Annotated in this window: 23 protein-coding genes, 1 pseudogene and 1 riboswitch; of the genes and pseudogenes, 13 read left to right on the forward strand and 11 right to left on the reverse strand. The window is 37.3% G+C overall.

Translation table 11 applies throughout. From position 1 onward, the window contains the following. Positions 1 to 96 precede the first annotated feature (96 nt). The 4 genes from VXK47_RS16745 to VXK47_RS16760 form a co-directional block, all read right to left on the reverse strand. Positions 97 to 486: a four helix bundle protein gene (locus VXK47_RS16745; protein WP_435549927.1), complete on the reverse strand. Its 390-nt coding sequence runs from the start codon at positions 484 to 486 to the stop codon at positions 97 to 99. Positions 487 to 578: 92 nt separating this feature from the next. Then, positions 579 to 2,696, reverse strand: a complete 2,118-nt coding sequence (locus tag VXK47_RS16750) for a DUF1566 domain-containing protein (RefSeq protein ID WP_435549928.1) — start codon at positions 2,694 to 2,696, stop codon at positions 579 to 581. A 382-nt stretch (positions 2,697 to 3,078) separates the two neighbouring features. Beyond that, positions 3,079 to 3,189: riboswitch (cyclic di-GMP riboswitch) on the reverse strand. A 165-nt stretch (positions 3,190 to 3,354) separates the two neighbouring features. Continuing rightward, complete coding sequence (locus tag VXK47_RS16755) at positions 3,355 to 3,918, reverse strand: hypothetical protein (protein WP_435549929.1); 564 nt, start codon at positions 3,916 to 3,918, stop codon at positions 3,355 to 3,357. A gap of 773 nt (positions 3,919 to 4,691) precedes the next feature. Beyond that, positions 4,692 to 4,967 (reverse strand): hypothetical protein, encoded by a 276-nt coding sequence (locus VXK47_RS16760; protein WP_435549930.1) that lies wholly within the window; start codon positions 4,965 to 4,967, stop codon positions 4,692 to 4,694. 840 nt (positions 4,968 to 5,807) lie between these two features. On the opposite strand from VXK47_RS16760, the gene VXK47_RS16765 reads away from it, so the two are divergent. From VXK47_RS16765 to VXK47_RS16820, 12 genes and pseudogenes are all read left to right on the forward strand, one after another. Next, entirely contained in the window at positions 5,808 to 6,449 is a 642-nt protein-coding gene (locus VXK47_RS16765) for a succinate dehydrogenase cytochrome b subunit (RefSeq protein ID WP_435549931.1), read from the forward strand. A 13-nt stretch (positions 6,450 to 6,462) separates the two neighbouring features. After that, the gene (locus VXK47_RS16770; protein WP_435549932.1) at positions 6,463 to 8,376 is read left to right on the forward strand and encodes a fumarate reductase/succinate dehydrogenase flavoprotein subunit; all 1,914 of its coding nucleotides are present in this window, start codon (positions 6,463 to 6,465) and stop codon (positions 8,374 to 8,376) included. Continuing rightward, on the forward strand, positions 8,373 to 9,137 hold the full coding sequence (locus VXK47_RS16775) for a succinate dehydrogenase/fumarate reductase iron-sulfur subunit (RefSeq protein WP_435549933.1): 765 nt from the start codon (positions 8,373 to 8,375) through the stop codon (positions 9,135 to 9,137). The genes VXK47_RS16770 and VXK47_RS16775 overlap by 4 nt, the downstream gene beginning before the upstream one ends. 136 nt (positions 9,138 to 9,273) lie before the next feature. Next, positions 9,274 to 10,524, forward strand: coding sequence for a DNA-methyltransferase (locus VXK47_RS16780; protein ID WP_435549934.1), 1,251 nt, complete (start codon positions 9,274 to 9,276; stop codon positions 10,522 to 10,524). An 8-nt stretch (positions 10,525 to 10,532) separates the two neighbouring features. Next, entirely contained in the window at positions 10,533 to 11,780 is a 1,248-nt protein-coding gene (locus VXK47_RS16785; RefSeq protein WP_435549935.1) for a glycosyltransferase family 4 protein, read from the forward strand. 95 nt (positions 11,781 to 11,875) lie between these two features. Further along, the gene (locus tag VXK47_RS16790; protein WP_435549936.1) at positions 11,876 to 12,469 is read left to right on the forward strand and encodes a cysteine hydrolase family protein; all 594 of its coding nucleotides are present in this window, start codon (positions 11,876 to 11,878) and stop codon (positions 12,467 to 12,469) included. A 124-nt stretch (positions 12,470 to 12,593) separates the two neighbouring features. Beyond that, entirely contained in the window at positions 12,594 to 12,788 is a 195-nt protein-coding gene (locus tag VXK47_RS16795; RefSeq protein WP_435549937.1) for an addiction module protein, read from the forward strand. A 38-nt stretch (positions 12,789 to 12,826) separates the two neighbouring features. Continuing rightward, positions 12,827 to 13,087 (forward strand): annotated as a pseudogene (locus tag VXK47_RS16800) (hypothetical protein); the annotation flags it as partial. A gap of 300 nt (positions 13,088 to 13,387) precedes the next feature. Continuing rightward, positions 13,388 to 13,657, forward strand: a complete 270-nt coding sequence (locus VXK47_RS16805) for a hypothetical protein (protein WP_435549938.1) — start codon at positions 13,388 to 13,390, stop codon at positions 13,655 to 13,657. A gap of 27 nt (positions 13,658 to 13,684) precedes the next feature. Next, on the forward strand, positions 13,685 to 15,535 hold the full coding sequence (locus VXK47_RS16810) for a DNA methyltransferase (RefSeq protein WP_435549939.1): 1,851 nt from the start codon (positions 13,685 to 13,687) through the stop codon (positions 15,533 to 15,535). Further along, on the forward strand, positions 15,535 to 18,129 hold the full coding sequence (locus tag VXK47_RS16815; protein WP_435549940.1) for a DEAD/DEAH box helicase family protein: 2,595 nt from the start codon (positions 15,535 to 15,537) through the stop codon (positions 18,127 to 18,129). Before VXK47_RS16810 ends, VXK47_RS16815 begins: the two co-directional genes overlap by 1 nt. Before the next feature lie 188 nt (positions 18,130 to 18,317). Then, entirely contained in the window at positions 18,318 to 18,572 is a 255-nt protein-coding gene (locus tag VXK47_RS16820) for a glutaredoxin family protein (RefSeq protein ID WP_435549941.1), read from the forward strand. Between the two features lie 86 nt (positions 18,573 to 18,658). Here the strand turns inward: VXK47_RS16820 and VXK47_RS16825 are convergent, their stop codons facing one another. The 6 genes from VXK47_RS16825 to VXK47_RS16850 all read right to left on the reverse strand — a co-directional run bounded on the left by VXK47_RS16825 (position 18,659) and on the right by VXK47_RS16850 (position 25,608). Beyond that, positions 18,659 to 19,960: a helix-turn-helix domain-containing protein gene (locus tag VXK47_RS16825; protein WP_435549942.1), complete on the reverse strand. Its 1,302-nt coding sequence runs from the start codon at positions 19,958 to 19,960 to the stop codon at positions 18,659 to 18,661. 17 nt (positions 19,961 to 19,977) lie between these two features. After that, entirely contained in the window at positions 19,978 to 20,640 is a 663-nt protein-coding gene (locus VXK47_RS16830; RefSeq protein WP_435549943.1) for a thymidylate synthase, read from the reverse strand. 10 nt (positions 20,641 to 20,650) lie between these two features. Beyond that, positions 20,651 to 23,098, reverse strand: a complete 2,448-nt coding sequence (gene gyrB, locus VXK47_RS16835; protein WP_435549944.1) for a DNA gyrase subunit B — start codon at positions 23,096 to 23,098, stop codon at positions 20,651 to 20,653. Next, positions 23,095 to 24,216 carry a DNA polymerase III subunit beta gene (gene dnaN / locus VXK47_RS16840; RefSeq protein WP_435549945.1) on the reverse strand — a complete coding sequence of 374 codons (1,122 nt, stop codon included), beginning with the start codon at positions 24,214 to 24,216 and terminating at the stop codon, positions 23,095 to 23,097. Before dnaN ends, gyrB begins: the two co-directional genes overlap by 4 nt. Positions 24,217 to 24,472: 256 nt before the next feature. Further along, entirely contained in the window at positions 24,473 to 24,991 is a 519-nt protein-coding gene (locus tag VXK47_RS16845) for a hypothetical protein (protein WP_435549946.1), read from the reverse strand. Between the two features lie 2 nt (positions 24,992 to 24,993). Next, positions 24,994 to 25,608 carry a recombination-associated protein RdgC gene (locus tag VXK47_RS16850; RefSeq protein WP_435549947.1) on the reverse strand — a complete coding sequence of 205 codons (615 nt, stop codon included), beginning with the start codon at positions 25,606 to 25,608 and terminating at the stop codon, positions 24,994 to 24,996. A gap of 118 nt (positions 25,609 to 25,726) precedes the next feature. Here VXK47_RS16850 and VXK47_RS16855 point away from each other — a divergent pair, with 118 nt between their 5' ends. Continuing rightward, complete coding sequence (locus VXK47_RS16855) at positions 25,727 to 26,506, forward strand: endonuclease Q family protein (RefSeq protein ID WP_435549948.1); 780 nt, start codon at positions 25,727 to 25,729, stop codon at positions 26,504 to 26,506. Here VXK47_RS16855 and VXK47_RS16860 read toward each other — a convergent pair. Continuing rightward, on the reverse strand, positions 26,503 to 26,654 hold a 152-nt coding region (locus VXK47_RS16860), incomplete at its 5' end, for an ISAzo13-like element transposase-related protein (RefSeq protein WP_435549949.1). The genes VXK47_RS16855 and VXK47_RS16860 overlap by 4 nt on opposite strands.

Raw genomic sequence — 26,654 nt, forward strand, 5'->3', positions numbered from 1 at the left:
ATTTACGTCCACCGGAAACCGATCGCTCGGCGCCCTGTATTTCAATGCCTTGCTTTTCGGCAAGGCGGAGGCGGCGCACAGTGTTCTTCAGCACGCTCATCTACCCGCTCTTTCGGGCGGTTGACAATTCAGGCTCTTTTTGCTGCTCTTAAGCCAGCCTTCACTCTGTTTGCTCAGTAAAACAGCCATCTTTGATAGCTGCTGAAATGAATTAAAGTTATCGAACGCCTTACCTTCCTTTGCGAATACCAGCATCGTTTTGAAAAGCTCGCAATTTTCAACCAGTTCCTGAAGCACTTCCGATCTGCCGGATTCGGTCGAGTTCGCACGGACGATCAACCGAATGATGCGTATGGATACTTCCCTTAATTCGGAACCGATCGAGTACTTGTTATACCGGCTGAACTTTCTGACCACGCCCTGGAGAAATATCCCCAGTTCCATCGCCAGCTTGTACGCCGGTAAGTGTTCGTATCTGGCCATCATTCACCCCGTAAAAACGACCTGCCGTCCACTGAAATGGCAACCACCACACCGCTGCTCAAATCACCAAATGACCCCAATCACCCAATAATCAATCACTGTCCACCGCGGACGGCACGCACATAACAACTATAGGACTTATTGTCGTAGTGGACGTAGCCGCGGTAGAAATCCACGAGCCACGCGCCGTCCGGGTAACTAGCGTAAGTAGCGGACGACCAACAAAAGGACGACATAGTGTTCTGAAAATATGTTGTATTGATTGTCGGCCCGGGATAGGGTTTATCAGCATGCACCAGCATGGAAAGCTCCATGGCTGTGGGAAGACGCCAGTCCAAATGCCCGCCGAAATTGCTGTTATTGAGCTGGGTAATAAAGACGCTTTGGGCGTCATACCAGGTATAATAATTATCCTTATCGTGAATTCCGCCGTCATCAGTTTTATTTTCCCAGATCAGGCCAGTTACATTATCTTTGACCATAACCCATTGGCTGGCGCTGTCCGGAAGGGCGTTTCCGTTTGCATCCAGCTTGGTATAAGATTGAGGATTAATATTGTAGTCCGAATCTTCGCCAAAGGTATTAGTATAAGAAGTGGTTTGGCCGGTGTCGGGTATTTTATTTGTTGTTTCGACCACAGGTTCAACGATATCGACAATTCCGTTTCCATTACTATCCAGACCTTTCCTTATTTCAGCAACTTGAGCTATACAGTTATTGATAAATTCATCTACCTCATCAGGATTATAGTCTCTTGTTAAAAGGCACTCCATACCGATAAATCCATCATATCCAAGACGTTCAGCTATTGATTTTATGATATCAATTCGCGAACTGGAAGCAGCGTTAACATAATCAGCAAGTAGCGACTCATCTCCTCCAAAAGAATAATAATCCCATAAATATTGACGAGCGATAAGTAGGTCTTGGCTTTGCTGTATTGCAGAGCAGTAACCTCTAATCGCAATAGGATCAGTTGCAAGCCTAACTAAATCATTCAATACTACACCAACACAAGCTTCCATATTGCCTGTGATATAGGTTTCTGCCATACATACGGCATGATTTGTGATTAGCTGCGCCAACTCATCGCTGAAAAGAACACCTGTAAGAGAAATAGACTTTCGAATACCTAATTCGATTAGTTTTTCAGGCCCCAAGCTGCTTAATTGCAGCAAACTAGCAGCGTTTTCAGTAAGTTTGGTAAGCGTTTGTAATGCCTTAGCTTCATCATATTTGTTTTCGGCACTGGCAAGAATCATCTGTTGATGTGCTTCGATATTTTTTGAAACATCCTTCATAAATATTATCGCATCAAGCCTCTGACTGCAATCCGGTGATATCTTGAAAAAACTATTTAAATTCGGGATGCCGCAAATAGTATTAGGCCGTATCACGCCATAGACACCAGATTTTATGGCACCTGGGAAAGGCGGGTATTGCGATATCAATTCATTGCCCACGATACCAACCCTATCAACAATGGCCATCATATCCGCATCCTGACCTTTAATTATCTTTGCTAAATAAAGATTTTCTCCTGAAATTGTTGAATCTGGTAGTGGAAATGCCAGCTCGGCGTTTTGCAAGAGTTCCTTGTCGCCTATATTAAATTCCATGATGCCCAATATATCTACACTTTCTTTCATATCTGTATCGATTCTAAAAGAATCAATATCCGCCGATGCGAGTGAAACAATAGTATCCTCCGGCAACGCACCACCAGGGATTATTGCCTTTAGGCCCTGCTGACTAGATATGACTCCGCCTTCAGATCCTATCACAGCAGCAGCCTCCGGTATGGTTGCATGAACAGTTTTTGTAAAGGTAAATCTCGCCACTTTCGGATTATTAAATTTTATTCTCTTACTACCGGTTGTTTCTCCGGACAAAAATTGACCAGTATTCGTCATATATTCAAAATAAGGTTTTCCTTCGGAAGTAACGCCATCCGCATTCGCAACAGTTACATCAGGCGTACTTATGCTGTCGATTACAATTTTAATAGGAGTCAGCAAAACTTCATTTGAGATATTCTTCACCGAAACATCCAGATAATTTTGGCTGGTTAAACGATCAAACAATAATCTTGACTGGATAAGCTGTACCTTATCAGAAACATCGGTTTCCGCAAATACTGCTGCCGGAAGCCCCATAACAGCCATAAAAAAAATACCAATTACTATCGCATAGCTTTTTCGTAATATTGTCATTCTCATGTCAGCTCCTATTTTATTTCATATAATTTATTGATATTCATTATTTTTTAGCAGTATCTGGCAGTTTTTCCTGTTCCCCTTCCCCTCACCCTGACCCTCTCCCACAAGGGGCGAGGGAAACATTGGATGATGTCATCCGGCATCCGGAACTAATTTAAATTCCTGGATACCGGCTTTCGAGGCTGTGACGCAATTCATTTTTGTGTCATTTCGAAGCGAAGCGAGAAATCTTGGTTTCAATAAATTCAGAATGTTAAGATTCCTCGTTATTCTGTCTTCTGACTTCTGTCTCCTGTATTCTCATGCTTCGTTGTGCCCGCCCCGGGCATGGGGAGGTTAGTCAAAAAAAACCGGGCCGCAAAAGTTATTTTAAACTTCTGGCAACCCGGCTATTCTTTCTTTGAGAACCCGTGGCTTCCCGTTCTGCCTTTTTTCTATAAAAGATCAATTTAGTTTTAAGATCACAGGCAGTTTGGCTTTATCAGAAGTATATTCAAGTAGTAAGAGCCACTTTCAAAACGTTTCAGTTTGGTCAAGCTCAAGGCGGGAGAGAATTTCAACCACAGGAATACATTGAGTATTTCGAGGATTGAAATTTGAGCCCAACGCAGAGATCGGCCAAAATGGGGCGTTTTGAAACTGGCTCGTAAATTTATAAATTTTTAAGAATCTTTCTTCTTCCGATACCAAACAAACCGGCTATTCCAATACCTAATAAAATGATCGATCCTGTCTCAGGAACTGGAATGGAAGCTATTTGTAAATCAATATTAGAAACTGTTGCTATTGTATCTGCATACCAATCATTTGCTTCCAAGCCAAAAGCCAAGCTTATATAAGATCCCTGAAAAGGAGTCATATCAATAGAACCTGTTCCAGATAATATTTGAGTGTCAACATCAGAAGAGTTCCAATCTCCAATTTCAAATTCATAAATAGAATCTATCTGGACTATAAGATAGTCTTCATTATCCGGCCCCAGTTCCAATAAATAGTCAAATGTTAAAGCAGTTGCATTCGGATCAACAAAGAAATTATCATTATAAAAGTAAATACCATAAGAGTTGATATCCTCTGTAAAGTTTACGATACCGCCACTCTCACTAACCCCAACATCGGCTGTAAAAGTGCTTAAATTCAATGGGTTTGCTAATAAAACATTTGCCCACAATAAAAAAGTAAAACAGGTCAACAAACAAATCGAAATGCGCTTCATGAACAGGTTCTCCTTCTGCTATCAAAATTCTTTATATTATTTCTTTAATACAAGATTTATTTTACCGCTTATTTGCAAGCAATAATAATACCATAATAATATTATATAATAATGATAGATAGATAGATAGATAGATAGATAGGATGTTTTGTTATTATTAAAAAGTGTAAACTTTTCCGACAGTTTTTGAGAGAATTTTCAGTATTTTTAAAACAAAATCATATGATGTACTTATTTAATAATTTAAATAACTAATTATTTGCATCAGTTATTATCATATTTTGCTGCACCATGGCTTTTATTCAAAATTGTAAAGAATCCCGACGTTTTTAGCAAAATAAAGGCGTATATCCGCAATATACACTGAATATTTCATATTATACAATGTGTTACATTGATAATGGTTAATATTTTTTTTTGTAAAGAATCCCGACAGGTAAAGTTTCCGGAGTGGAAATTTGGCCGGTTAATATAAGAGATCTTTATGTTACCGGCTTGAAACAAAATCTGTTTGTTAAATGCTCTTTCATTTACACTAATATCTTTTTAAAATCAAATGATTATTGTTGAAGATTTATGTTCAAGACAAGTTTGTTATCAGGAAAAGCGCAACATATGGAATTGTAATCTTTGGCAAATGATGGGGAAGTTGAACACTATAATAAGATTTTGGAAACGTGCAGTGCGGATTGCTTGCCGATCTTGTAAGCTGAGGCAGAAAATCCTCAGTTACTAAAATCGGCGTTTTCATGAAAGTCTTCACTGCCGTCGGTTTATGCGATAGGCTCTGAATCAACGCTTCGCATAACCGGCACGTTCGTACGTAATAGAACCTGTTTAACCGGTTGTGGAAAATCTACGAGAACAAAATACCTGGCCGGGTACAAGTAGTCTTCACCTTCATTATCAATAACCCGTAAATAATCTGATTTTGCAGCATTGTCATCAGGCAAGACTTGATAGACCATGCGTGGTGTGAGTAAATCAGGGTCATCTGTATCTACGCAAATTGCAAACCGAATTGATAAATTTTTATGTTCATTAATCATGGCTTAGTCCAAAAACTTTTTAATTCTAATTTTCTTTTTTCCGATGCCGTGAGCTTCAAACCAATGCAATTCTGCAAATCGAAGCGTTCCATCACTCAAGCGGACAGTGGCAGTACCTTTTAGTTTCTTCCAATTCCCTGCACCATATTGTTTCCGTAAAAGGGGCAGTATCCGAATACTACTCCCAGAGGCGATTGTTTCAGTTCGAATAATCGGAGTTACAATCTCAAAATGCATTATATGATCACATATCCGTCATGAATGAACAAGCATCCCGACAACAATTGATATTCGCAATCTTTAAGTTAACAGGCTTGAAACAAAATTTGTTTGTTGAATACTTTTTTTTACACTAATATCTTTTTAAAATCAAATGATTATTATCGAAGATTTATGTGTAAAACGTATTTTATGAAAATATAAAAAGTTGGAAAATTTATATTTCTCATGCCGGATATGATAAGCCTGCCCCGGCATGTGGTAAGCCGGGGGGCATCCAGTTAATGTTCTGGATACCTGCCTTCGCCGGACATGACGGTTTATGATATTATATGGGTTTGGCTGAAATTGTAAAGAATCCCGACAGGTGAAGTTTCCGGAGTGGAAATTTGGCCGGTTTTTTGCTGTCGTTTTGCTTTGAAATAGTTCTTATTATGATCAGACATTGTTGAACCGCTACTATGAATATTTATCTGTTTTCAAAATTAAAATAGATGGAGTTATTACAAGGCTACTAATTTTTTATTGACACAGAGTGTATAACTCAATATTTAAATTCCACTAATAAAGAAAGCGTTATGCAAACATCTTCAAAGGTCTCTTTTCAACGGAGGAAGTGTGATGAACTGGTTTATAAGAACCTTAACAAGTTCCATAGGCAAAAAATGGCTTATGGCAATTACGGGGCTTAGTTTTTGCGGGTTTCTTACTTCACATCTTTTAGGAAACCTGACATTATATGCAGGAAGGGATGCCTTTAATTCATATGCAGAACACCTGCATTCTCTTGGAATACTAATCTCGGTTTCCGAAAAAGGCCTTTTATTTTTTGGAATAATTCATGTTTTTACCGGCCTTGTTCTTTTCATCCAAAATATCAAATCCAGGCCGGTAAGATACTCGGTTAAAAAAAATGCGGGGGGCCGGACCATAGGTTCTTTCACAATGCCTTATACAGGCTTGATACTCATTGCCTTTATAATAATACATCTGATCAATTTTCATTTCGTCGATAAAACCGGTACAACAATATTTGAAATAGTGAAGAATGCGTTTTCCAGTCCAGTTTATATAGCAACTTATGTATTTGCCATGATTGTGGTTGCCGTGCACGTGAGTCACGGGTTCTGGAGCGCTTTTCAGACACTTGGAGTAAACCACCCAAAATATATGCCTTTTATAAGAAAGGTGAGTATCGCCTTCAGTATTATAGTAGGGCTTGGTTTCGGCTTCATTCCGGTTTTTATTTCTCTTACAACATAAGGAAGGAAATATTATGCAGCTTGATGCAAAAATACCGGCAGGTCCTCTTGCTGAAAAATGGGACAAACACCGTTTCGAGCTGAAACTTGTCAATCCGGCAAATAAAAGGAAATACGATATAATTGTCGTTGGAACCGGTCTTGCCGGAGGTTCGGCATCGGCATCCCTTGCCGAACTTGGATACAATGTAAAAACATTCTGCATACAGGATAGTCCGAGACGCGCTCACAGTATTGCAGCCCAGGGCGGAATCAATGCTTCAAAAAACTATCAGAATGACGGAGACAGTGACCGGCGGCTTTTTTATGATACGATAAAAGGCGGCGATTTCAGGGCAAGAGAAGCTAATGTTTACAGACTTGCCCAGTTAAGCGGCAATATTATCGATCAATGCGTAGCCCAGGGAGTTCCGTTTGCCCGTGAATACGGAGGCCAGCTTGCAAACAGAAGTTTCGGAGGAGCACAGGTTTCAAGGACTTTTTATGCAAGGGGCCAGACAGGACAGCAGCTTCTCTTAGGAGCATACAGCGCACTGTCAAGACAGATTGCAGCAAAAAAAGTTGAGATGTACACCAGAAGGGAAATGCTGGATGTTGTGCTGATAGATGGCCAGGCAAGAGGAATAGTTGTGCGCAATCTTGTTACCGGTGAAATTGAAAAATATGCCGCTGATGCGGTTGTCCTCGCCACAGGCGGCTACGCCAATGTCTTTTTTCTTTCAACAAATGCCATGGGATCAAATGTTACAGCAACTTACAGGGCATATAAAAAAGGCGCTTTTTTCGCCAACCCCTGTTTTACCCAGATTCATCCCACGTGTATACCTGTTCATGGAACGTATCAGTCAAAACTCACTTTAATGAGTGAAAGCCTGAGAAATGACGGCCGTGTCTGGGTTCCGAAAAAACCGGGAGATAAAAGAAAGCCTTTCCAGATACCCGAAGCGGAACGTGATTATTATCTTGAAAGCAAATATCCGAGTTTCGGAAACCTTGTTCCCCGTGATGTGGCATCGAGAAACGCCAAGGAGCAGTGCGATAAGGGAAAAGGCGTTGGTGAAACAGGGCTTGCCGTTTATCTTGATTTTGCAGATGCGATAAAAAGAGACGGAAAAGATACAATAGCAAAAAAATATGGAAACCTTTTCCAGATGTATGAGAAGATTACAGCCGATAATCCTTATGAAACACCCATGATGATTTATCCTGCTGTCCACTATGCTATGGGTGGGTTATGGGTTGACTATAATCTGATGAGTACTATCGACGGCCTTTTTGTTCTGGGGGAAGCCAATTTTTCAGACCATGGCGCAAACCGTCTTGGGGCAAGCGCTCTCATGCAGGGTCTTGCGGACGGATATTTCATAATCCCTTATACTATAGGCGGATATCTTTCTACAGCTTCGAAAAAACAGGTGAAAACGGATCATCTGGCATTTAAGGAATCTGAAAAAAAGATCAATGATTTTACCAATAAACTCCTTTCCATAAAAGGAAAGCGGACAGCCGATGATTTTCACAGGCAGCTTGGAAATATTTTGTGGGAATATTGCGGTATGTCCAGAAATGATGCCGGTCTTGAAAAGGCGCGAAAACTCATACAGGAGTTAAGAGGAGAATTCTGGAACAATGTTCTTGTGCCGGGTTCCGGCATGGAGTTTAACCAAAGCCTTGAAAAAGCCGGACGTGTTGCAGATTTTCTTGAATTCGGCGAATTACTGGTAATAGATGCTCTTTCACGCAAGGAATCCTGCGGAGGCCATTTCAATGAAGCCCATCAAACGGAAGAAAATGAAGCAATGCGGGATGATGAGAATTTCTGCTTTGTTTCCGCATGGGAATATAAAGGTGACGGAAATGATCCTGTTCTTAACAAGGAGCCGCTTACTTTCGAAAATGTCAAGCTGACACAAAGGAGTTACAAGTGACAAAGACTCTTAACTTAACACTCAGGGTCTGGCGGCAGAAAGGGCCGGACTCTGCCGGAAAACTTGAAATATATAACGCAAAAAATATTTCCACGGACATGTCGTTTCTGGAAATGATAGATGTAATAAACGAGCAGCTTACACTTGAGGGCAAGGAACCTATAGCGTTTGATCATGATTGCCGGGAAGGCATATGCGGCATGTGCGGCGCCGTCGTAAACGGCCGTCCGCATGGTCCTGAAAAGGGAACTACCTTGTGCCAGCTTCATATGCGTCATTTTTCGGATGGTGATACAATTGTTATTGAGCCCTGGCGTTCGAGGGCGTTTAAATTAATAAAAGATCTTGCCGTTGACCGGAGTGCTCTGGATAAAATCATACAGGCCGGAGGCTATGTTTCCGTTAATACAGGAGGCGCCCCCGATGCCAATGCCATGCCGATCTCACAGGAAACAGCCGAAAAAGCAATGGATGCCGCTGCATGCATAGGCTGCGGAGCATGTGTGGCTGCATGCCCGAATGCTTCTGCAATGCTTTTTGCAAGCGCTAAAATTTCTCAACTGGCACTTCTTCCCCAGGGAAAACCGGAAGCAGCTAAGCGGGCTATAGAAATGGTACGGACAATGGATAAACTGGGATTTGGAAACTGCACCAATGAGAGGGAATGCGAAGCGGAATGCCCGAAGGAAATTTCTATTGTTAACATCGCCCGAATGAACAGGGAATTTTTTAAGGCTTCTTTTTTTTCAGATGTAACATAGCCGCTATTGTAGCATGTTTTAAGTGTTAGGTGTTAGGAAATACAGTGTAATCAATTTAGTTACTTAACACCTACACCCTTACACTTATAAAAAATATATGACGAACCATACCATTTATATAGCTGATTCACGTATAATGTCTGAGGTTTGCGACAAATCTGTTCATCTTGTTATTACTTCTCCGCCTTACTGGCAGTTAAAAGATTATGATGATATCCGGCAGATAGGTTTTTATGATACATATGAAGAATATATCAACAATCTTAATCTGGTCTGGAAAGAATGCCACCGCGTTTTAAAAGAAGGCTGCCGCCTGTGTATAAATATCGGAGACCAGTTTGCAAGGGCTGCATATTATGGCCGCTATAAAGTTATTCCAATCCGAACGGAAATAATCAAATTTTGTGAATCAGCAGGTTTTGATTATATGGGAGCCATTATCTGGCAGAAGGTTACGACCTGTAATACAACAGGAGGAGCTTCTATCATGGGCTCATTTCCTTACCCGCGAAATGGAATTTTAAAGATTGATTATGAGTTTATTCTGCTTTTCAAAAAACCGGGCGATCCCCCTTCTGTTGAAAAAGAAATTAAAGAAAAAGCAAAATTGTCAACAAAAGAGTGGAATGAATATTTTGCCGGGCACTGGATTTTTCCGGGAGAAAAACAGAATAAACATCTTGCGATGTTTCCTGAAGAACTTCCCAAACGCTTAATCAGGATGTTTTGTTTTGAGCAGGAAACTGTTCTTGATCCCTTTTCGGGAAGCGGCACAACATCTCTTGCTGCCAAAAATCTTAACAGGCATTCAATAGGCTATGAAATTAATGAATCATATTTACCTGTTATAAAAAAGAAATTGGGAACTGAGCAGGTTGATATTTTCACTGATTTTTCTATTAAAATCAAAAAACCCAAGCGTGATATTGCAGACTACGGGCAAAAAATAAATCAATTGCCATATATATTTTGTGACAAGATCAAATTTGACAAGAAAAGCGATCCGAGAAAAAATACATACGGTTCAAAAATTGAAGCAAAGAAAAAAGAAAAAGTTAAATATTTAAGATTAAGACATGTGATTGCTCCAAACATCATAGAGCTTAACAATGATCAGACAGTAAAGCTTATCGGCATAGCTGCGAAAGCAGGAATGGAGACAGAAGCCATGAAGTGGCTTGAAGACAAATTGAAGGGCCAAAGCTTTTACTTAAAATCCGATCAAAGCGAATGTGACGAAAATAATAATCTTCTTTCCTATTTGTATCTTAAAAATAAAACATTTATCAATCTTCATCTTCTTCGCACAAACTTAGTGGAAATAGACGAGTCCTTACCATTTAAATATCATAAAAAGTTCAAAGCTGTTCAGGAAGAAACAAAATAAATTAATTGATGAAACAAAAAAAGCTCAAAATTCTTCATCTGCTCAGCCAGCGTCCCGATTCAACGGGAAGTGGTTTCTATGTCCAGGCCATGCTGCGCGAATCTTCATTGTGTAATCATGAAAACTTTCTGGTAGCAGGCATACAATCCGGCCTGCCTGCCGATCTTGATTGTATCAGTATCGACCAGTGTGAATTTGTAAAGTTTTTTGATGCTGATGTTTCCTGCCAAATTCCGGGTATGAGCGATGTTATGCCCTATGAAAGCTCAAAATTTTGCAATCTTTCATCGGGTGATATAAAACAATATATAAATTCGTTTACAGAAAAACTTGAAAAAGCCATAAATGCTTTTAAACCGGATATCATACACAGTCATCATTTATGGATAGTTACCTCTTTAGCAAGGCAGCTTTTTCCCGAAATTCCTATAGTAACTACCTGTCACGGAACGGATCTGCGTCAATTTAAAAATTGCTCTCATCTGCAGAAAATGGTTTTAAAAGGTTGCCGCAAACTGGATGCTGTTATGACTTTATACGAGATACAAAAAAAAGATATTGTAAACTTGTATAATATACCGGCGGATAAAATTTTTGTTGCCGGAGCCGGATACAATGAACGGCTTTTTACATTAACATCAAAACCTGATCCTAATCCCGTGCAACTGGTATATGCCGGAAAGCTAAGCAAAGCCAAAGGCGTGCCCTGGTTTTTAAGGGCGCTATCTACCATAGATCATCCCTTGTGGCAGTTACACCTTGTTGGAAGCGGAAGCGGCGAAGAACGCGATTATTGCCTTAAACTTGCAAAAGAACTGGGCGAACGGGTTGTTGTCCACGGCGCTGTTTCGCAAAAGAATCTGGCTGAAATTATGAAGCAGTCTCATATTTTTGTGCTGCCTTCTTTTTATGAAGGATTGCCCCTTGTTTTGCTGGAAGGCCTGGCAAGCGGTTGCAGAATAGTTGCGGCCGATCTTCCGGGAATAAATGAAATATTCGGAGGTATCCAAGCCGATTTTATCAGTTTGGTCAAAACTCCCCGTCTCAATATAGATGTTCCTTATAATGAAGATGAAGCATTATTTGAGAAAAATCTGGCATATGCTCTAAAAACTCAAATTTCTGCTTCTTATAAAAATCCGGGCATAGACATCTCGCTTATTCGTGATAAAATAGCTCCTTATTCATGGACGGATGTATTTAATAAAGTTCAGAAAATATATTATAATGTTTTAACGAGATATAATAATTTGTAGCTGCTCAGATTCACAGTTCAAGATTCAAGGCGAGCAACCGTAAACCGTGAACCTAACAACCTGAGTAGTTTCATTTTTTAACAAAAGGAGAAAACATGGATTCAATCAAAGATACCTGTATAGAAATTTCCGATATTTCACCTAAAACAACAGCTTTATTGATAATCGATATGCAAAACGATGTTATGAATATGGTGCCTCCGGGCAGGCAGGTTATCCCGGTTATAAAGCAAGTTCTCGATGCCTGCAGAAATAAAGGCATTTCTGTAATTCATAAAGTCAGAATTCAGCGTCCTGATGGAATCGATGTTGAACGATTCAGGGTTGAGATGTTTAAGAACAAACCATATCTTGTTGAAGGAACGCCAGGCGCTGAAATAGTGCCTGAATTAAAACCTGCCAAAGGAGAATTTCAGGTAAAAGGTGCTCGTTTCAGCGGTTTTTTTCAAACAGACATGCAGCTGGTTTTGACAAGACTTGGAGTAAAAAACCTTGTTATTTGCGGAGTGCAGACGCCTAATTGCATCCGTTCGACAGTTACAGATGCCATCGGCTATGATTACGATGTTATTTTACTCAAGGATGCAATTGCCGCACAAACCGAGCAGGTTCACGAAGCAAATCTGTTTGATATGAAAAATATGGGAGTTACAATAATACTATCTGATGAATTTTTAGGCATGATATAGGAGTTAATTATGTTAAATGTAACGGAGGAGATGACTGGGTTGTACCGACTCTTGAATTTTACAGAAAAAAGGAAAAATAAAAACGGAAAGAACAATTGAAGATATAACAACTGAATTGATCAAATTGCCGAAAAAAGATCGTCTGGAACTAGCGAGATTCCTCCTTTTTCTTGATAATCGATCTATAGACTCTAATGATGTTGATTTAAGTTGGGAAAAAGAAATCACCGAAAGAGTTCGAGCTGTTGAACAAGGGAAAGCAACAGGCATTGATTATGCCAAAGCAATGAAGAGCATTGAAAAGCGATTTGAATCATGAAAATAATAATGCTTCAGTAAGCATTTGAAGAACTAAACGATGCTATCGAATATTATGAAGAACAAAGGGCGGGATTAGGTCTGAGATTGAAGGAAGAAATCGATCAACATGCAAAATGGATTACTCGAAATTCTGATATACCAAGGATTCGTAAAGGTGGTTACCGCCGTGTTAACATCAAAGTCTTCCCATGTTACATCGTTTATATTATACATGAAAATATTTTATGGATTCTCGCAATTGCAAATAGCCATAAAAAACCTGAATATTGGATTAAAAGAAAGGACGAGGTCAGCTAATCGGGTAGATGAAGTTTTTCTATCTCATCCGCCACGGCACTAATGCATCCAGGCCCGCACTGTGCGTTTCCAAAGTTTTTACAGCTTCCGACCCGTCCGCCTTTCCCCAAAAATTACAATTCTTATTTTGCGCTTTTTCTGGCAATAAAACATGCTTCACACATAAATCATCAACAATAATCATTTGATTTTATGGAAATATTAGTATAAAAAAAGCCAATCAAAATAATAGATTTGTTTCGAGCCGGTAAATTAAAAATTACGCATATCAATTGTTGTGGCACTAAATAAGTAATAATTATGGAATATTGGAAGAATTTATCGAACATCATCCAAGCAATTATCACATCTATAGCAATAGTCATTGGTGGTATATGGACATACTTATTATTTGTGCGACAGCGGTTGAATTTTCCGAAAGTAAATATTGATTTAATTATTGAAGATAAATTGATTTCAGATTCCCACCGCCTGGCGCACGTTAAAGTATCAATTAATAATGTTGGTAGTGTAGTTCTGCGTTCAAATTTTGCAGAACTTCGTATTCGTCAAGCTTTACCTGTCTCTTAATAGAAATCACACGATAAAGGATGCAATATGGCAAAGAACTTTAATGATAAGCTGATCGAACTGCTTAGGTCAGATTCCCGGTTCGTTGATGATGAAGATGAACTGGTCAAAGCGGCGGTAATTGATCGGGCATGGAAGATAGACCGTGATTTGGTGAAGCTTCTGCTTGGAAAGCCGGAGATAAAAGACAAATTCTTTGACGAGATTGAAGGACATTGGATTTTCAATATCAACACATTTATTGAATATATTGCCGATAAGAACTTTTTGGCAAATTCCTATACTCGTTTCAGAAACAAAATAGGCCTGAATATAGACGGTAAATTTTTGCGGGAGCGGGGTGAGGTGTCGCTTGTATGGCCATATAAAGATTGCGTGCTGGAAGGCGGACAGACAAAAGAGGAAGAGAAACGCAAAGAGATATTTTTCAATGAAATTCTTGCGCAGGATGAGATTGACCGATTATTTGACACTAAGGTGCTGGCCAACTGGAAACGATATACAGTTGAAGGCGAACAGAAAGTAACGGAAATAAAGCGGGACGAAAACGGTACAATCCGGGAGAATCTGATTATCAAGGGAAATAACCTGTTGGCATTGCATACGCTGAAAAAGCAGTTCCGGGGCAAGGTGAAACTGATTTATATTGACCCCCCGTTTAACACAGAAAGAGATAGCTTCACTTACAATGATAGTTTTTCGCATTCGACATGGTTAACATTTATGAGAAATCGGTTATTGGCAGCGCATGAATTCTTGACGAAGGATGGAAATATTATTGTTCATATTGATAACAATGAATCTCATTACCTAAAAATATTGTTAGATGAAATCTTTGGAAGAACAAATTTTGTTAATGAAATAATTTGGCATAAAGGCAGAGAAGGTGGCAGCTCAAGGTCGCATTCGGCAAGCTCATCAATGCCAACTGAATATCAGAATATCTTTGTTTATGCAAAAGAAAAAAGCATAAGATATTGGTCGCTTCCTTTAGGGCCTTATAAAAAATCCACAATCGGTGGAATCGATAAAGATGAAAAGGGGTGGTTTTACACAAGGGGGCGCATGAGTAGAACGCCTGCTGAATGGGAGTTGGCGGAAAAGGCAGGACTAAAGACATATGTTTCAGACAGAATTGATCTTGAAAAAAGTGAAGTAATAAAACTTATTACCGCATCAGATGCAAAATATGTTGCTTTAGGTGACGTTTGGGGCAATGACTTCATAAAAAACACAAAGGAAGCCGATTATGATACGTCGAAACCTGAAGGTTTGCTAAAAATAATTATAGAAGCAGCAACTCAACCAAAAGATATTGTACTTGACTTCTTTCTGGGAAGCGGAACAACAGCGGCTGTTACTATTAAGTTAAACAGACAATGTATTGGTATAGAACAGTTATCAGGAGGGATGAATATCTTATTGCCGAGATTGAAAGAAGTCATCGGTAAAAAAATTAAAAAAGATGGGAAGATATTTGAAGAAATTGAGTGCGATCAGGGCGGTATTTCCAAATCCGTCAACTGGCAAGGCGGTGGCGATTTCATCTATTGCGAATTGATGAAATACAACGAAGACTTTATAGACAAGATACAGGCAGCCGCATCATCCGAAGAGTTGGTCGATCTTTGGAAAGACATTGCTGAAAACTCCTTTTTGAACTGGTATGTTAATCCTGAAATGCCGGAAGAGGCAGTGAATGATTTTATCAAAATCGGCAAGAGTGAAAATGGGCTGGATAAACAAAAGAAACTGCTCGCGGAGCTACTGAACAAGAACCAGCTTTATGTCAATCTTTCGGAAATAGATGATGCTGATTTTGGTGTCAGCAAAGAAGATAAAAAATTGAATCGGTCATTTTATGGGGAGTGCTTGTAATGGCTGATAAGTTTTTATATGAAACACTTGATTCCGCTTCCGAATTGGGATTTTTGAAAAAAGAAATTCCCGATTTTATCAAAGATAACATCGATCCAAAGTTTGAATTGCGCGCTTATCAGCAAGAAGCATTTGCCCGTTTTTTTCACTGCTTGAACATCGAATTTCCGGGCAAGATCTTTCCGCTGCATTTTTTATTCAACATGGCAACCGGCAGTGGCAAGACCCTGATTATGGCTGGGCTGATCCTTTACCTTTATAAAAAGGGCTATCGCAATTTTCTGTTTTTCGTCAACTCCTCCAACATAATCGAAAAAACCAGGGATAACTTTCTCAATCCTTTGTCATCCAAAGTTCTTTTTGCTGAAAATATCCGGTTCGGAACAAAGCGGGTTGCTGTAACGCCGGTTGCCAATTTTGAAGGCGTCAACGAAACCGACATCAACATATGTTTTACAACAATTCAGAAACTGCATTCTGATTTGACCACGGAAAAGGAAAACTCCGTTACTTACGAAGATTTTAAAAACAAAAAGATAGTGTTGCTGGCGGATGAAGCGCATCATATCAATGTGAGCACAAAAGCCCAAATAGACTTTGAGGAATTAAACTGGGAAAGTACGGTTGAACGAATTTTTCACCAGAATGAAGACAACCTGCTTTTAGAGTTTACCGCTACACTGGATTACTCTCATAACCATATTGCAGATAAATACAGGAATAAAGTCCTGTACCGGTATGATCTACGACAGTTCAGAAATGACGGGTATTCCAAAGATGTTTATATAGTTCAGGCGGAATTTGAGGAAAAAGAGCGGATCATTCAGGCGCTTATCCTGAGCCAGTATAAACAGGAAGTTGCGGCTAAACACAGAATCAACCTGAAGCCGGTAATTTTATTTAAGGCGCAAAAAACTATTGCCCAATCAAAAGAAAACAAGACTAATTTTCACAAGTTGATTGAACAACTTTCGGGAGCCGATATCAGGCGGATACAGGATAAATCCGATATTCCATTGGTAAAAAGGGCGTTTCAATTTTTCAAGGAAAATAATATCGCAGCCAACCAACTGGCAGAAAGGCTACGCCGGGAGTTTGATGAAAGCCGCTGTATTTCCGTCAACGAGGAAAAAGAAAAGGAAAACCAGCAAATTCTGCTTAATTCACTTGAAGATATTGACAACCGTATCCGGGCTATATTTGCCGTGCAAAAGCTTAATGAGGGGTGGGATGTTCTGAACCTTTTCGATATTGTCCGGTGTTATACAGCCAGAGATTCAAAATCGGGCAAGCCGGGAAAAACAACTATTGCCGAAGCCCAGCTTATCGGTCGTGGGGCGCGGTATTTTCCCTTTACTACCGATGAACATAATGACCGTTACCGACGGAAATATGACAATAGTCTGGAAGATGAAATGCGGGTTTTGGAAGAATTGCATTATCACAGCATCAATGACTCCCGGTATATTTCAGAGCTTCGCACAGCCCTGATTGCAGAAGGCATGATGGATGACCGCGAAGTCAATAAACCGCTGAAACTCAAAGACGCTTTTAAGGAAACGGATTTTTATAAGGCCGGATTGATATATCTCAACGAGCGGATCAAAAATGATTATCTCTACGTCCGATCATTCTCAGATATGGGCGTTACAAAGAAGAATTATGCGCATACCCTTTCAAGCGGTCGGGGCATGTCGGGCGCCTTGCTCAACGAGAATGGAAATATTGAAAGGGTCGCCGAATCCGGCAGAAAAGATGTCAAAGTAAAAGAGATGCCACGGCACATTGTTTATAACGCCATATCACGTAATCCATTCTTCACGTTTCAATCCATTCACAAATATTTTCCACATGTTTCCTCAATGCGGCAATTTATCGAATCGGATGATTACCTGGGTTCTCTTGAAATCACGTTTCAGGGCGTTTCTGCTGACCTATACAGCCTGTCCAATAAAGCTCAACTTGATAGCTTGACCGGACTGCTTGAACGGATTGAATCCGAATTGCGTAAAAACATCACAGACTACAAAGGTACGGAAGATTTCAAATTGAACCAGGTTTCCACAGTCTTTTCAGACAAAGTACTTAAACTGATTGAAGGCAGTGAACGGGCCAACGGCGATGAGCAGTTTGTGGCGGATAAGGGCTGGTATGTTTTCAACGCCAATTACGGAACCAGCGAAGAAAAGGCCTTTGTTAAAATGCTTGACCGCCAGATGGACACGCTCAAAGAGAAATATGACGGCATATATCTTGTTCGTAATGAAAGGCATTTCAAGATTTATAGTTTTTCCGACGGGCAGGCATTTGAGCCTGATTTTGTACTTTTCCTGCGTGAGAAAAACGGGAGCATGTTGACCTATCAGATATTTATTGAGCCAAAGGGTAAGCACCTGAAAGAGTATGATAAGTGGAAACAGGAATTCCTTAAAGAAATTACTGAAAAATTCAAGGGAAAAACACTGGAATTTAAGACACAGCAAAGGACGCAGAAATATAAGCTTGTGGGTGTGCCGTTTTATAACAATGAGGATGAGAATAAATTCAAACAAAGCTTGTATGAGGTAGTGGAAGGCAGAAATGTGGTCTGTTAGATTTTAAGGTTTTGTAGCTAAATCTACTATTTGTTTGATATGAAAAATATGGGAGTTACAATAATCCCGGCTGAAGAGTTTTTAAGCAATATTGCTTAAGATGATCTGAAAAGTTAATTATTTCAGGATCAGCTGAAAAAAAGCTGCTGATCTTATGAAGAACAAAAAATTTATAAAGGAAACTTATTATGTTAAAAGTTTATGCAGCCAAGTGGTGCCCTCATTGTGTAAAAACGATTCAATTTCTTAAAGATAACTATATCGAGTTTAACTATATCGAGATAGAGGAACAAACTCAGGATGTAATTAAAATCGTTGCTGATGCCAACGGAGGAGATTGGATTGTGCCAACCCTTGAATTTAATGGATGCTGGCGTCCTGGCAAAATATACAAAGAAAACGAACTCAGGAAAGATCTTAAAGAAATGGGGGTTATAATGTGACCCAAACAGCTGATTGATTAAAGTTTTTTATCATGCACATGCGATTTTCTATCCGGAAATTCCGGAGAAAATATAAAAAATATTATCTACTTTATATTTAGCCATAGAAGAGCTGCTGTTTCTGTGTATGGGTTTCTCCATTGTGTGGGTACTTCTGTTGTAAGATATATCAGATCACCTGCTTTAGCGGTATGCATTTTGTTTTTCAGTTTAAATTGAAGTCTTCCTGATAATACATAGCCTACCTCATCTCCTTTATAAATGAAAAAATGCGAAGATATGCTTGTTTTTGGCGGTATGTTGATAAGACAAGCTTTTACTCCGGAGTCGAGTTCTAACGGCATTAGAGTCTTGCCGTTAATAACTCCTTTGGCTGAATTTGAAAATTGAATGCCGGTTGCCTTTGATGGCGAAAAAACCACTTGTTCTGAGACAGTATCTAATTCGCCGAAAAAGGAACTTATCTTAACGGAAAGTGTCTCAGCTATTTTTATAAGAGCCGGAAGAGACGGATATATCTGATTGCTTTCAATTTGAGATATTGTGCTTGAAGTTACACCGATAAGTTTTGCAAGCTCTGTCTGAGAAAATCCCCTTTTGGAGCGTATTTCCTTCAAGCGTGTTCCAAGATCAAGCTGTGTCTGTGTCCGCTTCTCAAAATCAATATTTATATCAAGACCCTTATTCCAATAACAAAAAGACTCATTGAATATCTCAATATTTCGTTTTTCGGCTTTAATTACAGAAAGAAATGTTTTGCCCCGTTTAAGTGAAAGCTCAATCGCAACCTGGGCAATTTTATTTATGTTGGCTTTTAAGCGCTGGGAATGGGCTTCTTTTTCAACAACCCAATATGCTACAGTATTTAATTCATAAAGCCGCGGACAGGAATGTGAATAAAATTTTTGTATTTGCTCTTCTCCTCCCCACAGTTCCTGCATCCCTGTAAGACTGTCAAAAATAAAACGCACATCACCCTTCATGGTTTTATGAAGACCATAAAAAGCTCCCGTTACATGATCTGCATTACGAGGCTCATCAATTGTAATAATCTTGCAAGCTTTTTTTGATTCATCTTCTTCATAAAACTTGAGAAAAATCTCGGCCCCATCTCCCTTTCCGAATGTAAAACAATCGAGTATGGTTAATTTATCATAATCGGATAGAGTACCGAGCCGCTCCATAAGAGTTTTAATTGAATGGTCAAAATTTATATAAATAATAGATTTTTTTTCTGATTGAGAGATTTTTATGAAATTGAGGTAAAATACGGGGGCCAAACTTCCTGCATTATCGTACCAAACTACATTATCGCCTATACGAAGTCCGCCAAGAAGTTGATCCAGCTGATTTACACCGGATGCTACCAGAGGTTTTTCGGTTAACATGAACTTTTTGTCACAATTCAGTATTCTGTTCTTAATGTTCTGAGCTTGGCAAGTTCCCAGATATAATCATATAAATGAAGGCCTTTGCTTGCAGCAATTATCTCACCGTCCTGCACACCTATTTCTAAAGACATGTATTCTTTTAAAAGCTGTATCGCACCAAGATTGGCGGGAAAGCCGTTCCATAAATCCCAGGATCTGAAATAAACCATAAAATGTAGTTTTCCATATCTTATTCTTGTATCTATACCTCTTAAGCAAGGGGGATCTCCAAGGTATATAGTCGATGGATCACCTACTGTCATATACGCCTGGTTTGTTCCATGCCCGTCGTTTTTATACATCTGTATGACTTCTTTTATCTGGCTTTCAAGGTATTGACCGTAGGTATAATCTTCATTTTCACATTTTGCAGATGTCATAAGATATGGCAGATATTCTTCAAGATAACCTTCGGCAACAGGATTCGGTATGTTTAAGGCATGCGGAATATCCGGTATAAGCGGACGCGTTCCGGGGTGTTTAATATGTACCGTGATATAATCAAATTCCAATCTTTCCTGACCACAAAAACTTCCTCTGTCAATTACGTATTTATGCCCATGCTCTATTATATTATAAATACATTGAAACCAGGCATCCGGAATATCTCTTGCCGTAATTGAAACTATATTTAACATAATTTTTCCATTATATATCAAGCATTCTTACGTCAAGCGCATTGTTTTGAATAAATTCTCTTCTGGGTTCAACATCATCACCCATAAGAATAGTAAAAATTTCATTTGTATCAACAGAATCCCCAACTTTTACCTGAAGAAGATTTCTTTTTTCAGGATTCATGGTTGTACTCCACAACTGATCCGGGTTCATTTCTCCAAGACCTTTATATCTTTGTATAACAAGCCCTTTTTTAGCTTCTTCCAGTATAATTCCAAGCAGTTCCATTTTATCGTTTATCTTTGTTTCGGGATTAACAGGCTCTGTATCATCCTTCCCGGTTATATAAAAAGGCGGTTTGTCGTACTTAAAAATATTCTGGCCTATATTTACACATTTCTGATAATCAGCGGAATAAATAAGGCCTATACCTATTTTTACCCTGTTTGTTTCATCTTTTACTAAACCTTCCTGTCTTTTATTATCAGATAAACCTTCCGGATATTCTACAGTTAATTCATATATATTTCTTTCGGGATTCCAGTTTATTTCTTCAGTCTTATATTTTTTTTCACTTAATAGATTTTTTATATAAGACATTTTATCATAATCTTGCAGAAAAGATTTATCTTCAACATGATTTTTTAATAAAATTTCAACAAAATCAGCTTTTATCCCATTTCTTTCAAGCCTTCTTAAAACAGATGAATACTCCGCCAGATTAGTAACAAAAAGATAAAGACCGTAATCGGATAGCGTTTGTGTATCGCTTTCTATAAAAAGCTTATTTTGCTCACAAAATATTTTTATTGTGTAATCGTTTAGCTCCTGCTCATCTTTAAAATATTTTTCATTTTTACCTTTTCCTACTTTCAAAAGCGGGGGTTGTGCTATATATAAATATCCCTTTTCAATAACTTCCGGTAGTTGTCTGTAAAATAATGTGAGAAGAAGAGTTCTGATATGTGAACCGTCAACATCGGCATCCGTCATTATAATAATTTTATGGTATCTGATATTATCCACAACATTTTCTTCACCACCCACTCCGGTTCCAAGAGCTATTATAATATTTTTTATTTCTTCGCTCTTTAATATCTGATCGATTCGTGCTTTTTCTACGTTTAAAATTTTTCCTTTAAGCGGAAGAATGGCCTGAAATTTTCTATCTCTTCCCTGTTTTGCACTGCCTCCTGCAGAATCTCCCTCTACAAGAAAAATTTCTCTTTCCGATGGTTCGGATGACTGACAATCTGCAAGTTTGCCCGGCAATGTCGCATCAACCATAGAACCCTTGCTTCTTACCAGATCTCTTGCTTTTCTTGCTGCAAATCTTGCTCTTGCTGCATCAATAGCTCTGGATAATACTTTTTTTGCTATGGCAGGATTTTCTTCAAAAAACATCGCCAGTTTTTCGTTTACAAGCGATTCAACCAAACCTTTTATTTCACTGTTACCCAATTTGGTTTTTGTCTGACCTTCGAATTGAGGATTTTTCAGGCGAATACTTATAACAGCTGTCAATCCTTCCCTTACATCTTCACCGCTTAGTTTTTCTTTGAGATCTTTTGATAGGTTTCCGTTTGCAGCATATTGATTTATAACTCTTGTTAAAGCAGTTTTAAAACCTATAACATGAAAGCCTCCCTCTACTGTATTTATGTTATTTGCAAAAGAAAAAAGCTTTTCAGAAAAAGTATCGTTATATTGTAAGCAAACCTCTACCATTACATCATTCTTATTTCCCTCAAAGTATATTGGACTATGCAAAACAACTGTGTGTTTATTTATAAACTCAACAAAAGAGGTTATTCCTCCCTCATAATAAAACTCTTCTTTCTTTTCTGATCGTTCATCCTCAACTTTTATTCTCAATTTTTTGTTTAAGAAAGCAAGTTCTCTTAATCTCTTTGATATAACTTCAAAATCAAAATTATCTGTGGTTAAAATCTCCGTATCCGGTTTAAAATGTATTTTTGTTCCTCTTTTTTTTGTTTCTCCTGTTATGGTAAGTTCTGTTACTTTTTTTCCTTTTTCAAATGCCTGACTGTATATTTTTCCATCTGTATAAATTTCAAGATCAAGCCTTACTGAAAGAGCATTTACAACTGAAACCCCAACTCCGTGAAGACCGCCTGAAACCTTATATGAATCATTATCGAATTTACCACCTGCATGCAGTTTAAGCATTACAACTTCAGCAGCCGGTACTTTTTCAGTTTTGTGTATTCCAACAGGAATACCTCTTCCATCATCTTCAACGCTTACACTGTTATCAGTATGTATAATTACATTTATAAAATTACAGAACCCTGCCATAGATTCATCAATACTGTTATCTACAATTTCATAAACAAGATGATGAAGGCCCTGTAAATCAATGTTTCCAATATACATAGAAGGTCGTTTTCTAACAGCTTCAAGACCTTCTAATACTTTAATACTATCTGACGTATATGTATTCTGTTCTTCTTTCATATTCTCATCGGCATTATTACACTTAAAAAGTTTTTATTATTCTCAGCTTCTACAAGACACGGACTTTTTTCATTTATAAGCATTATTATAACATTGTCATCTTTAATAACATTTAATGTATCTATAAAATATCTTACATTAAAAGCTATCTCCAGCGGATCAAAATCATAATTTATTATCATCTCCTCTTTGGATTCTCCAAGATCCGGATTCGTGGAAGATACCAAAAGTTTTTCTTTATCAAAATTAAAAATAACCCCTTTGAAATTATCTGAAGTAAAAATAGACATTCTTTTCAGCATCATTAAAAGTTTTTGTCTTTCTATTGTTATACTGAAAGCTTCTTTTTTATCTATTATATATTTATATTCAGGAAAATTTCCTTCCAGCAGTCTTATAATTACAGTTTCATTTTCTTTTTTTAAAACAAAATTACTGTTATTATATCCAATTTTTATATTTTTATTTGTATCAAGAAATTTATTTAAATCACTCAAACCTTTTTTAGATATTATAATGCCCGGTTCTTCCGATAACTCTAAAGCATTTTCATATTCACAATCAACTTTTGCGAGTCTGCTTCCATCGGTTGATACAAGCCTTAATTTATTTATTCCATCTTCCAATATTTTTTCAAGATATACTCCATTTATATGAGGCCTTTTTTCTTCTGTTATACCTGTAATAAATATTGTTTTTTCTATCATATCTTTAAAAACAGATGCTTTTATATCAAAATATGTAATATTTTCAACATCTGGAATACCTGGAAAATCATCAGGATTCATACCTGCCATTTTATATTCAACATTGTTTTGATTTAATATTTCAATCCATAAATTATCTATTTCATTAATATAAATTTCTTCATTAGGAAAATCTTTTATGATTTCAAAAAGCATTTTAGCATTTATTGCGATAGCTCCTTCTCTTTCTACTTCAGCAGAATAAAAACCTGTAAACCCTGTTTCCATATCCGTTGAACTAATATTAATTCCTGAGTCAGTTGCCCTGATCAAGACAGCTGTTGTAATGGCTAAATTTGTTTTTCTTCCTGCAATGGTCTGAAGTTTTGAAAGAACGTCAGATATTTCTTTTTTTATAATTTTTATTTTCATAATTACTCTTCTTTATTTTTTATAGTTAATAAATAGGATATGTATAATATATTGTGTTAATAACTATAATAACTAAATAACTAATTGAATTAATATTTAAAACAAGTGAAGATAATTTACAGTTTTTATAAAATAAATTTTTTATAAAAAGATAAATATTGGTTACTGAAAACAAATTGTTCAAAACTAAAAGAATTTAATATAATAATGAACAATAAAAAGCCGACTTTTTATAATATATGAAGTTTTCTTTTCTCTAAGAATTTATCCAGGTTTTAATATTAGTGGTGATGTTTATCCATTTGTCTGAAATTCTTAGTAAAATATAGTTTTTGTATAAATTGTCGATTAAGGAATAAATTGAATTGTAAAGATACATTTTTTCAACAACAAAACCTTCAACATCTTTTTTGGATTCTATAAAACCAATATCAGGTGTTTTTAAATTTGAAAAACTTAAACTCTCTCCGGTTAATGTAAAACTCCACTCTTTATCTTCTTTTTTATATAAAAGATTCAGCTCTTTAACAATTGATCCTTTTTTAAGAGAAAGCATAGCCTCTTCAAGACCGGCTTCTTCTCCCTTTATTGTTATTTTTTCGAGAGAATTATTCATATTTCTTTCAAGAACTATTTTATTACCAATTTCAATAAGTTCGTTTTTATTGTCAAATAAATTATATGAATCCGGGTTGCTTGTACAAAACCAGAGCCAGAGTAAAAATTCACAGCCAAGAAAACTGTATCTATGATAAGATAATGAAAGATCTTGCATAATTATTCCGTAAATATTGAGGGTGACAAGCCGGAAAGTTTATCTCTTTCGGTTTCTTGTAGATCTAATAATAAATTTGCTTCAAAAAAAGGAAAAATTTTAATTAAACGAAATTTAAAAGATTTTTGGAAAAAAATTTCAAGTTCTTCATTAGCAGCTTTGTTATTTGAAAAAAACCAAAGTGTTGATTTTTCAAAATTCCACACAACATCAAAAACATTCGGTGTTGCCGGTATTCTGAGATAAAGTACATTTAATACATGCTCCTTTATCTGTTTTTTTTCATTTGCAGTTAAATAGTCTTTTTCACTTTTTTCAAGTTGTTTGGCCATTTCTATGTGATAAAACTTTTTTATTATTTTTGGTGATAAGGTTTTTTTATCTATTCTAAAAGAAAAAACAAAAACATCATCAATAATAAAAGAAGAACCACTAAAATCAGGGTTGAAATGATTATTAAAAGAGGTCCACCCGGAAATTTTGTCTGAAGATTCTTCATCAATTTCTTTAAAGGAATATTTTATTAAACCTTCTCTTACTATTTCAAGGATGGAATCAGTAAATTTTCCATCGACATGATATCTGTTTATAGATACTGAAGATGATAATAAACCCATATAAAATTTAAACCCGATTAATAAATTTGTATTAAAAAATAATATATTATGTGGTATAACCTTGTATAGGTTATATATACGGATTCTTTAAAAAAAACAAGAGTTTTTAATTATAAAAATGAAATTTCTGGCTGATCTTCATATCCATTCAAGCTATTCTTTAGCATCTGCAAAAAACATTAATGTTGAAAACCTTTATGTTGCTTCCAGGATGAAGGGGCTTACGGTTTTGGGAACAGGAGATTTTACGCATCCCGGCCGGCTTAATGAATTAAAAGAAAAACTTATTTTAGATAATAATGGGTTGTACAGGTTAAAAAATAAAATTAAAAATAGTTGTGAAGAGTTTATTCCGCAATCATGCAAAGGTTTATTCAGATTTATTCCAACAGGAGAAGTTTGCAACATATATAAAAAAAATGGAAAGACCAGAAAAATACACAGCATTTTATTATTTCCCGATTTAAATTTGGTTGAAAAATTAAACGGAAAAATAAAAAAATTTGGAAAAACGGAATCAAACGGAAGACCGATATTAAAATTGGATGTTATTAATTTATTTGAAATAATTCTTGAAATTTCAGATAAGGCGATGCTTATACCGGCACATATTTGGACACCTTGGTATTCCATATTTGGCTCTAAATCAGGGTTTGACTGCATTAAAGAATGTTTTGAGGATTTTTCACAATATATTTTTGCAGTTGAAACAGGCTTATCATCAGATCCTGATATGTGCAGAAAAGTTTCGGATCTGGACAACAGAACACTGATATCCAATTCGGATGCACATTCACCTTCAAAATTAGGAAGAGAAGCAAATATATTTGATACGGATCTTTCTTACAGGGCAATAACAGAAGCTATGTGGTTTAGAAAATATAAGCTGAACATTTAGCATAATGGCCTTGGTTTTATTTTATAATTCCACTCTCCATGGAAACCATCCCTCTCGATAGCAATCTTTCGGAGTTCTTCATCAGAGACTTTGATGCCGGTCTTGTAGGAATTGGTGTCTAATTTGGCTGTAATCTCAAGACCTTTTT

Source organism: Desulfobacterium sp. N47, from assembly GCF_051233685.1.
In the GTDB taxonomy this organism is placed as follows: Bacteria; Desulfobacterota; Desulfobacteria; order Desulfobacterales; family RPRI01; genus RPRI01.